This is a genomic window from Flavivirga jejuensis, assembly GCF_030540765.1.
GTDB classification, from domain to species: domain Bacteria; phylum Bacteroidota; class Bacteroidia; order Flavobacteriales; family Flavobacteriaceae; genus Flavivirga; species Flavivirga jejuensis.
This window is the reverse complement of the sequence record NZ_JAUOEL010000014.1, coordinates 39,417-48,951: the sequence shown is the minus strand read 5'-3', so window position 1 is coordinate 48,951 and position 9,535 is coordinate 39,417. Positions and strand designations below refer to the sequence as shown.

9 protein-coding genes and 1 tRNA gene are annotated in these 9,535 nt (G+C 31.6%); 9 read left to right on the top strand and 1 reads right to left on the bottom strand.

Annotated features, from left to right (window positions below; translation table 11 throughout):
- From Q4Q40_RS23770 to Q4Q40_RS23735, 8 genes are all read left to right on the top strand, one after another.
- A partial coding sequence (locus Q4Q40_RS23770; RefSeq protein WP_303304553.1) for a T9SS type B sorting domain-containing protein occupies positions 1–1,459 on the top strand: 1,459 nt, incomplete at its 5' end.
- A gap of 34 nt (positions 1,460–1,493) precedes the next feature.
- On the top strand, positions 1,494–2,426 hold the full coding sequence (locus Q4Q40_RS23765; RefSeq protein ID WP_303304552.1) for a PorP/SprF family type IX secretion system membrane protein: 933 nt from the start codon (positions 1,494–1,496) through the stop codon (positions 2,424–2,426).
- A 13-nt stretch (positions 2,427–2,439) separates the two neighbouring features.
- Positions 2,440–4,335 (top strand): OmpA family protein, encoded by a 1,896-nt coding sequence (locus Q4Q40_RS23760; RefSeq protein WP_303304551.1) that lies wholly within the window; start codon positions 2,440–2,442, stop codon positions 4,333–4,335.
- A 490-nt stretch (positions 4,336–4,825) separates the two neighbouring features.
- On the top strand, positions 4,826–5,350 hold the full coding sequence (gene idi, locus Q4Q40_RS23755) for an isopentenyl-diphosphate Delta-isomerase (protein ID WP_303304550.1): 525 nt from the start codon (positions 4,826–4,828) through the stop codon (positions 5,348–5,350).
- The gene (locus Q4Q40_RS23750) at positions 5,347–5,757 is read left to right on the top strand and encodes a 6-pyruvoyl trahydropterin synthase family protein (protein ID WP_303304549.1); all 411 of its coding nucleotides are present in this window, start codon (positions 5,347–5,349) and stop codon (positions 5,755–5,757) included. The genes idi and Q4Q40_RS23750 overlap by 4 nt, the downstream gene beginning before the upstream one ends.
- Positions 5,758–6,729 carry a type I phosphomannose isomerase catalytic subunit gene (locus Q4Q40_RS23745; protein WP_303304548.1) on the top strand — a complete coding sequence of 324 codons (972 nt, stop codon included), beginning with the start codon at positions 5,758–5,760 and terminating at the stop codon, positions 6,727–6,729.
- 28 nt (positions 6,730–6,757) lie between these two features.
- Positions 6,758–7,024, top strand: a complete 267-nt coding sequence (locus Q4Q40_RS23740; RefSeq protein WP_303304547.1) for a hypothetical protein — start codon at positions 6,758–6,760, stop codon at positions 7,022–7,024.
- Between the two features lie 60 nt (positions 7,025–7,084).
- A tRNA-Thr gene (locus Q4Q40_RS23735) sits at positions 7,085–7,158 on the top strand.
- Positions 7,159–7,336: 178 nt separating this feature from the next.
- Here Q4Q40_RS23735 and Q4Q40_RS23730 read toward each other — a convergent pair.
- The gene (locus Q4Q40_RS23730; protein ID WP_303304546.1) at positions 7,337–8,035 is read right to left on the bottom strand and encodes a DUF4369 domain-containing protein; all 699 of its coding nucleotides are present in this window, start codon (positions 8,033–8,035) and stop codon (positions 7,337–7,339) included.
- An 830-nt stretch (positions 8,036–8,865) separates the two neighbouring features.
- Between Q4Q40_RS23730 and Q4Q40_RS23725 the strand changes: the two genes are divergently transcribed.
- Positions 8,866–9,531, top strand: a complete 666-nt coding sequence (locus Q4Q40_RS23725) for a M15 family metallopeptidase (protein ID WP_303304545.1) — start codon at positions 8,866–8,868, stop codon at positions 9,529–9,531.
- The last annotated feature ends 4 nt before the right edge of the window (positions 9,532–9,535 follow it).

Here is a 9,535-nt window from a genome sequence, read left to right as displayed (position 1 = left end):
TGATGCGAGTTTTAATTATAGCGCTGCCGCATATTGTGCAGATGCTATAGATCCAATCCCAACTATAACAGGTTTAACAGGCGGAACTTTCTCAAGTACAGTAGGTTTGTCGATTACCGCAGGCACTGGACTAATCGATGTATCGGCAAGTACACCTGGAACATATACAGTAACTTATACCACAGCAGGTATCTGTTCAAACACTAGTACCGCTAATGTTACGATTAATGCTTTACCAAATATACCAGTAATGACTACTAATAGTCCTGTATGTTCGGGTAGTGATGCAGTTTTCACAATTACAGGAACTCCAAACGATATAGTTACATATAATGGCTCAAGTGCAGGAAATGTTACTATTGGAGCTTTAGGAACGGTTACTATTACTATTAATAATATTACTGCAGCTGTTACAATAAATTTAGTAGATATAACAAACCCTAACTGTAATTTAAGTCTATCAATTAGTGAAACTATAGTAATCAGTTCAATTGACACTGATGGAGATGGTGTAATTGATTGTGATGAGGCAACTCCTTTAAATGGTGGAACACCAACCAATTCAAATGATTTTTGTAGCTATAATCCAGCTGATGTTACTCAAGTGCCAAGCATTGCATGGAATAATGCAGACTGTGATGGTGATGGTGTAACAAACGGCGATGAATTAACACCACCAGATGGAGAGAGTGCAACCGATCCACATGACCCATGTTCATACAGACCTTCAGATATTACCATAGCAGTAACAACTACAACAGATTGTACAGCTGAACTGGAGGTAACTAAATTAGCAGATGCACCAGATATAAAATTAGGTGATGAAATTAGATATACAATAGAAGTAGAAAATACAGGAAACGTGACTCTAACAAGTATAAACCTAGTAGACACCTTCACAGATATTAATGGTAGTCCATTAACCTTAACAGAAGAACCTGTGTTTGATGATGCCGATTTAGGAAGCGAAGAAGGTACCTTGTTAGTAGGAGAGATAGCCACTTATACGGCGACTTTTGAAATCACACAACAAGCTATCAATTCTGGAGGAGTTCGTAATAGTGTAGAAGCCTCAGGAATTAGTCCAAGCTTTGAGACTATAACAGATACAAGTGATGATGGGGATGATGTAGATGGTAACACGCTAGACGATCCAACGGAAACAGCCTTAGGATGTTTAATCGTTCTAAATGAATTCTCACCAAATGGCGATGGCGTTAATGATTTCTTAATCATAAACTGTATAGAGAACTATTCAAATAATAGATTAGAAATCTATAACCGTTGGGGTAACATTGTCTATAAGAAGACAGGGTATAACAATGAATTTGATGGAACTTCCAATGGTAGAACGACCATACAAGGGACAGATAAATTACCAGTTGGAACTTATTATTACGTATTAGATCTAGGTGAAGGCTCTAAGCCAAAAGTAGGTTGGATATATATAAACAGATAAAAAGTAAGTAAACAAATAACTAAAGAAATTAAAAATGATAGGACAATCATCATTAACAAGAAGTTTGATTTTAGTAGTGTTTGCTGCACTATTATCATTAGGGGCAAACGCCCAACAAGATCCTCAGTATACACAGTATATGTATAATACGATGAGTGTTAACTCTGCTTATGCAGGACAACGAGACGTGTTAAGTATCACAGGTTTATATAGGACGCAATGGGTAGGGATTGAAGGCGCACCAAAAACCATAACATTTGGTGCACATACCCCATTAAGAAACAAACGATTAGGATTGGGATTAAATATTGTAAGCGATCAATTAGGCCCTTCGAGTGAAACAAACTTAGATATTAATTTTTCGTATACTATTCCTATAAATGAAATTACCGATACCGAGTTATCGTTTGGTCTTAAAGGCGGATTTCATATACTAGACACCGATTGGAGTAAAGGCGTTTTTCAATACCCAGATCGTGTTTTTAATGACAATCTAAATTTGTTTTCTCCAACCATAGGAGCAGGTTTATATTTACATTCAGAAAAATGGTATGTAGGACTCTCTGTACCTAATTTTTTTACAACAGAGCACTACGATGGCATTCAAGAATCGATAGCAACCGAACGTTTACACTATTTTTTAATAGGAGGGTATGTGTTCGATATAAATGAAAACACGAAGTTAAAACCAGCTGCCCTAGTAAAAGGCGTATCTGGAGCCCCATTAATAGCAGACCTGTCTATAAATGCACTATTCAATGAGAAATTAACCTTAGGTTTTGGCTACAGATGGGACGATTCCATAAGTGGTTTAGCTGGATTTCAAATAAGCGATGGTCTATTTATTGGGTATGCTTACGATTTAACCACGACAGGATTGAATAATTATAATAGCGGATCTCACGAAATAATGTTAAGATTTGAATTGCAACAAATAGGAAGAATATTATCACCAAGATTCTTTTAAAAAGATAAAGGACATGAAAAAAAGAATATTACTACTACCGTTATTCACATTACTACTTGTAAATGTATCCTTTGCACAAAAGGGAGTAGCTAGAAAGGCAAAGAAGACATATAATAATTTATCATATGTAAAAACGACTGAAGAACTATTAGAAGTTGCAAATGAAGGGAATAGAGATCCAGAGTTATTAGAGAATTTAGCAAATTCCTTTTATTATAATGGGAAAATGGAAGAGGCCTCACAATGGTATGGAGAGTTAATAGCTCAAAAAGAGGAAACGATAAATCCTGAAAATTACTTTAGATACTCTCAAGCTTTAAAAGGTATAGGAGCTTATGATAAAGCAGATAAAATCTTAGAAGAATTTATAAGATTACAGCCAGAAGATTCCAGAAGTAAACTATTTCAAACAGACTATTTAGAAACGATTGAAAAACGTTCGGATGATTTTGAGATGAACAATCTAGAAATCAATACCCCATTATCAGATTTTGGAACTTCAATATATAAGGAACAATTAATATTTGCATCCTCAAGAGGAGAAGATGAAGAACTGTATAATTGGAACGAACAACCCTTTTTAGATATTTATGAATTAAATGCTAACGGAACAGCCACAGAGATAAAAGGTGATATAAATACTAAATACCACGAATCGTCGACTGCCTTTACAAAAGATGGCAAAACAGTATACTTTACAAGAAATAATTACTATAAAGGAGAATTCAAAAAGAATTCGAAGAGAATCCACGGCTTAAAAATATACAAAGCTGAATTGAAAGAAGAAGGTTGGACTAATATAGAACCATTACCATTTAATAGTGACGACTATAATGTAGCCCACCCAGCCCTTAATGTAGACGAGACAAAATTATATTTTGCATCCGACATGGAGGGAACTATTGGCGCATCCGATATTTATGTAGTAACAATAAATGAAGACGGTACTTATGGTGAACCAAAAAACTTAGGTTCTAAAATAAATACTGAAGGGAGAGAGAACTTTCCATATATAAGTAGCAACGGGACTTTATATTTCTCATCAGATGGTCACTCAGGTTTAGGAGGTTTAGATGTGTTCTTTTTTAAGAATATTGAAACAATAGCTAATTCAAATAATAAGACTATCAATATTGGGAAGCCAATCAACAGTTCGAAAGATGATTTTGAGTACATTATAAATGAAGCCAGCTATAAAGGGTATTTATCTTCAAATAGAAAAGGAGGAAAAGGGGATGATGATATTTATAGTTTTACAAGAAATCCATATCTGCAATACATAACAGGAACTGTAGTAGATAAAAACACAAACCAGGTTATAGTTGATGCAGATGTGTTAATTTATAATCACGCAAATGAATTAGTAAAAACATTAAAGTCAGATGCAAACGGTGAGTTTAGTTTGAAACTATCAGGAAGTCATAGTGATTACAAATCACAAGCAATAAAAGCAAACTATAAAGAAGGTGTAACAGCTTTTAATATCGACACAGATGAACTAGAGTTACAAATAATTATAAATTTAGAGCCAAATGAAGTCGATTTATTTAAATTATTAGATTTAAACCCTATCTATTTTGATTTTGATGAGTCGGTTATACGATCAGATGCAGAATTAGAGTTAGCTAAGGTTATAAATTACATGAAGGCGTATCCAAATACTAAAGTAGATATACGATCTCATACAGACTCAAGAGGAAATAAATCATATAACTTAGAGTTATCAAAAAGAAGAAATAAATCAACCATAGACTATCTTGTAAAAGAAGGCAGTATAGACGTGAGTAGATTAACAGGAGAAGGCTACGGTGAAAAAAGCCTAATAAATAAATGTACAACAGGTGTTAAATGTAGTGAAGAAGAACATCAAGCTAATAGAAGAAGTGAGTTTATATTAGTAGAAGACTAATAAAGGTCATTTAAATCTAAAAATTCTCCGACCCCTTGGGTCGGGGTTTCCAATTAACCTCTCCTTTGGAGAGGTCAGAACTGCAAAAAAAGGCAGTTCTGGGTGAGGCAAAATAACAAAATTCGATTTTTGTCTCTATAAAGGCAAAATGAAACTGGCGAAATACCCCTATGGCTTGCGGGGATAGTCAGTTTCAAGAATTTTTTTATTACAGATCTAACTAAAGAAGAAGCTGTCTAAAAAGTGTCATTCTGAATATTACCGAGAAACAAAATATATTTTGTTTCGAAGGTAGCAGCGAAGCTGTGAAGAATCTCTAAAAAAATAATAATAATGTTTTGTTTTTTAGATAAATAGGGTTCTTCGCTTTGCTCTGATGACAAAGTTCATCACTTTTTAGACAGCCTCTTTTGTTTTATAATTAAGCTTTCATTTTAAATTTCTAATTAGAATATGTTTTTTAATATTTACTTGGTATTTTTGCCTTTCTATGGAAGAAGAAAAAGTAATTCTTGTTAATGAAAGGGATGAACAAATTGGTTTGATGCCAAAAATGGAAGCTCATGAAAAAGCTTTGTTACATCGCGCATTTTCTGTTTTTATTTTTAATGATAAAAATGAGTTAATGTTACAACAACGGGCTTTAAATAAATACCATTCTCCTGGACTTTGGACTAATACTTGTTGTAGCCATCAACGTGATGGAGAAACGAATATTAAAGCAGGGCAAAGGCGTTTACAAGAAGAGATGGGATTTGCGGTAGATTTAGAAGAATCTATTTCCTTTATCTATAAAGCGCCATTTGATAATGGTTTAACAGAGTATGAGTACGACCATGTTTTATTGGGTAAATATAACGATGAACCAACTATTAATACAGACGAAGTAGCTAGTTGGAAATGGATGCCTATAGAGGATGTTAAGACCGATATATCAGTACAACCAGAATTATATACAGAGTGGTTTAAGGTTATTTTTGATAAATTCTACGAACATATAAATATTTCCAAATGAAAGTAACAGTTAGTAGAAAAGCACACTTTAATGCGGCACATCGTTTGTATAGAAAAGATTGGAGCTTTGAAAAAAATGATGCTGTTTTTGGAAAATGTAATAATCCTAACTTTCATGGTCACAATTACGAACTCATAGTTAGTGTTACAGGAGAGATTGATGTAGAAACAGGCTATGTTATAGATATGAAAATTTTAAAAGAAATTATTAAAATAGAGGTTGAAGATGCCTTTGACCATAAAAATTTGAATGTTGAAGTACCAGAGTTTAAAGACTTAAATCCAACAGCAGAAAATATAGTTGTGGTAATTTACAATAAAATGAGGTCAAAATTGGCATCACATTTAGAACTAGAGATCACACTTTTTGAAACACCACGTAATTTTGTAACCTATTCAGGAAAATAAATGAACAATACATTATACCCAATTAAATTTAACCCTATTTTAAAAGATAAAATATGGGGCGGACAAAAATTAAAAACCCTTCTCAATAAAAAAAGCGATTTACCAAATATTGGTGAAAGTTGGGAAGTTAGTGATGTAGAAGGAGATACATCTATAGTTTCAAATGGTAGTTTAGCAGGCCATTCGTTAAAAGATTTATTAGAAACTTTTAAAGGTCATTTGATAGGAGATAAAAACTATAAGACATTTGGAAACAAATTTCCATTACTTATTAAATTTATTGATGCTAAAGAAGATTTGTCTATTCAATTGCATCCTAATGATGAGTTAGCAGCTAAGAGACACAATTCTTTTGGGAAAACAGAAATGTGGTACACACTACAGGCAGATGAAGGTTCTAATTTAATTGTTGGCTTTAATGAAGACATGACCCCAGAAAAATATTTAAGCCATTTAGAAAATAAAACGCTTACAAAAATTTTAAATTTTGATAAAGTAAAAGTAGGTGATACTTATTTTATTGAAGTTGGTCGTATTCATGCTATAGGAGCGGGGGTAATGGTAGCCGAAATACAACAAACAAGCGATATTACTTATCGTGTTTACGATTGGGATCGCGTAGACGATGCTGGTAATGAAAGAGATTTGCATAATGATTTAGCAATTGATGCTTTCGATTTTAATATGCCTGATAATTTTAGAGTAGCATATTCTAAAACAGAAAACCAACCTAATGAAATGGTGAGTTGTCCATATTTTACAACAAACTATTTAAAAGTTACCGAAACACTTACAAAGAAAAATGACTATGATTCATTTTTAATATACATGTGTGTAGAGGGTGATGCAGAAATTTTGGTTAACGGTATTTCTGAATCTATAAAAAAAGGAGAAACCATATTAATTCCCGCAGCAATTACAAACTACGAAATTGCTTCTAAAAATGCGACACTATTGGAAGTTTATGTTTAATTTTGCAATCAAATAAAAATTACAGATTATGGCAAATGTTAGAGACCTAAAAAAAGACATTAATTATGTTTTAGGTGATATTATAGAAGCAGTTTACGTTTGGGAATACGCAAACACAGACAAAGACACAAAAAAGAGTGAAGCAATTATTGATGAAGCAATAGCTACTTTTGATGAATTAATAGTTAGGGTAAATACTAAAAGCGAAAATGCTAAAGCCCATTTTAAAGCAATTAATGCAGATTTAGAAGCTAAGGGTAGGGCTTTAATCGAAAAAGTCAATAATTTAGGATAATTTTTTAACGGACTTCTTGCAGGTATTAAATTAGATACTATATTTGCACCCGTTAAACAAGCCGATGTAGCTCAGCTGGCTAGAGCAGCTGATTTGTAATCAGCAGGTCGTGGGTTCGAGTCCCTCCATCGGCTCAAAATATAAAAGCGAAACAGGATTCAATTTTTTTGTAACAAAAAGCAATTTAATTGAAAAAGGATGAGAAGTTTATCCTGAGCGCAGTCGAAGGAAGTCCCTCCATCGGCTCTTAATAAAAACAAAAAAGACCTTTCATTTGAAAGGTCTTTTTTGTTTTTATATTATACTTCAGTTTTATTTTTCTGTAGCTTTTATATCATCAATAAACGATTGCAATTTTTTACCATATTTAGAATTTTTAACTTTTGGAGTTAAACTATTATTTATGGTGTCCAGGAAATTAATTCTGGCATTATAAATTTCTGTAAGGGCAAGATAAGGTGCTACTTCGCTATCCTTATTATTTAATGCAAAATTTACGGTATGTAGGTATTTTCTTTTTAATGCATTGTCAGACTCTTTTTCAATAGCTTTAATTTTTACTGTATCGTTGTTTTTTCGAGCCTCTAAGTGTTCTTTTATTAAATCTAAATTTCTATTATTTATTCTAGATATAATGGCTCTGTATTCTTCTAATGTTTTTTGTTGAGTAGAACCTTTAATTTTTGCATCATAAACAAAGTTTTTTAATGTTGTATTAATTTCTGTGATGCCTTTATCTGCAAAAAATGTAATTCTATCTTTTTCTGAGCTATTCTTGTCTAAATACAAGAAGAATATTTCTGGAGATTCTAAATTAGAATGTAACTCAAATTGAGAGTTACCATTTATTACTAAAGAATCAACTGTTACTAAAACAGTATCATTTGTTTTTTTAAGATAAATAATTCCCTTTTTTAAATCTTTAATATGTCCTTTAACTATTAAATCTGGCTGTTTTTCAGTACAAGAAATTATTAAAAGAGCTAAAAGTAAGTATGTGATTTTTTTCATGAATAGATTCGTTTTGTATATGGACAAATATCTTAATAATTATATTTTAAATACTAATTGCTTATAATTATTTTATATGGATCTTATTTTATGCTGTTTATATAAAAAAATAAGCTTTATTTTTTAGTTTGGCACGGATGTTGATGAGTATATAATAATTATATTTTACTTAAAAAGGTTTATTGAGTGGTTACTTTAGACTTAGAAATATAATTCATATTTTTGGTTAGTTAGTTAGTTAGTAAAAAAGCATTCCTTTTAGGAATGCTTTTTTTGTTTCTATTTAGTGATACTCGAGATTAAGCTCAAAAAATGTGTTTTGTACAAAATAAAGGCACAGAACTTTATTTTCTTTTGCCTTTTCACTAAATCAAAATGCGCTACTAATGTTGAGGAAATGATAAGTTTAAGAAGGTCTGCGGCGTTTTTCAAAATTATCTTCTGTAAAAACTTAAAGCTTATTTTATTTGCATATAACTTTAGTGAGATATCTAATATTTGAAACTCAAACCATGTATTTTGACGTTATATATGGTTATTTCATCAGTAAATGTTAAAATTTAGTGTATTTCATCGATTTTATGTGTGTTTTATCTTGTTTATTCGTTTTATAATTTTACTTTTGGAGTGTACTAAATAACACACTTTTTAGTTCAATGGATTAATTAATTAATATTTGCATTATGCTGTATGAAATAGGAAACTAAATCTAACTTCATAATAAAAAAAGCAAATTGAAAGAAAACCGAGTTTGAGGGAACTCGGTTTTTTTGTACCCTAATTTTTAATCCATAATAGATTTTTATATACATTAGCTTATAATTTAAAAAATGAAAAAATTATTTATATATCTATTTCTTTTCTATTGTGCTTTTTCTTTTGGGCAACTAGAAAAAGGGTTTGTATATGTTAGCGATATTATTCCAGATTTAGAAGTGGAGTTACGATATTACACTTCAAATAATTTTGTGGGAACACCTATTAACGGCTATCAATCAAATAAGCTTATATTAACAGAAGAAACTGCAAATAAGCTAAAACTGGTTCATGAGGAGTTGCAAGAACAGAATTTATGCTTAAAAGTTTATGATGGTTATAGACCACAGCAATCTGTAAATCATTTTATTCGTTGGGCTAAAGATTTAAATGATACCATAAATAAACACATATTTTATCCAGAAGTAAAAAAGAAGCATTTATTCAAAGAGCAATATATTGCTTCAAGGTCTGGACATAGTCGAGGTAGTACTGTCGATTTAACCATAATTGATGGTAATACAGGAGAGGTATTAGATATGGGAAGTGTTTATGATTTTTTTGGACAACAATCTTGGGTGAATTATAAAGACATTACAGATAAACAAAGAGCTAACAGGCAGTTACTACAAACTATGATGTTAAAACATGGTTTTAGAAACTACTCCAAGGAATGGTGGCATTTTACGTTGCGAGGAGAACCATATCCTAAGACTTATTTTGATTTTCCTATTAAATAAAAAA

Coding starts and splice junctions, on each gene's coding strand:
- Q4Q40_RS23730 (WP_303304546.1), bottom strand. CDS start 8,035: ATGAAAAAAATCACATACTTACTTTTAGCTCTTTTAATAATTTCTTGT.
- idi (WP_303304550.1), top strand. CDS start 4,826: ATGGAAGAAGAAAAAGTAATTCTTGTTAATGAAAGGGATGAACAAATT.
- Q4Q40_RS23745 (WP_303304548.1), top strand. CDS start 5,758: ATGAACAATACATTATACCCAATTAAATTTAACCCTATTTTAAAAGAT.
- Q4Q40_RS23750 (WP_303304549.1), top strand. CDS start 5,347: ATGAAAGTAACAGTTAGTAGAAAAGCACACTTTAATGCGGCACATCGT.
- Q4Q40_RS23740 (WP_303304547.1), top strand. CDS start 6,758: ATGGCAAATGTTAGAGACCTAAAAAAAGACATTAATTATGTTTTAGGT.
- Q4Q40_RS23760 (WP_303304551.1), top strand. CDS start 2,440: ATGAAAAAAAGAATATTACTACTACCGTTATTCACATTACTACTTGTA.
- Q4Q40_RS23725 (WP_303304545.1), top strand. CDS start 8,866: ATGAAAAAATTATTTATATATCTATTTCTTTTCTATTGTGCTTTTTCT.
- Q4Q40_RS23765 (WP_303304552.1), top strand. CDS start 1,494: ATGATAGGACAATCATCATTAACAAGAAGTTTGATTTTAGTAGTGTTT.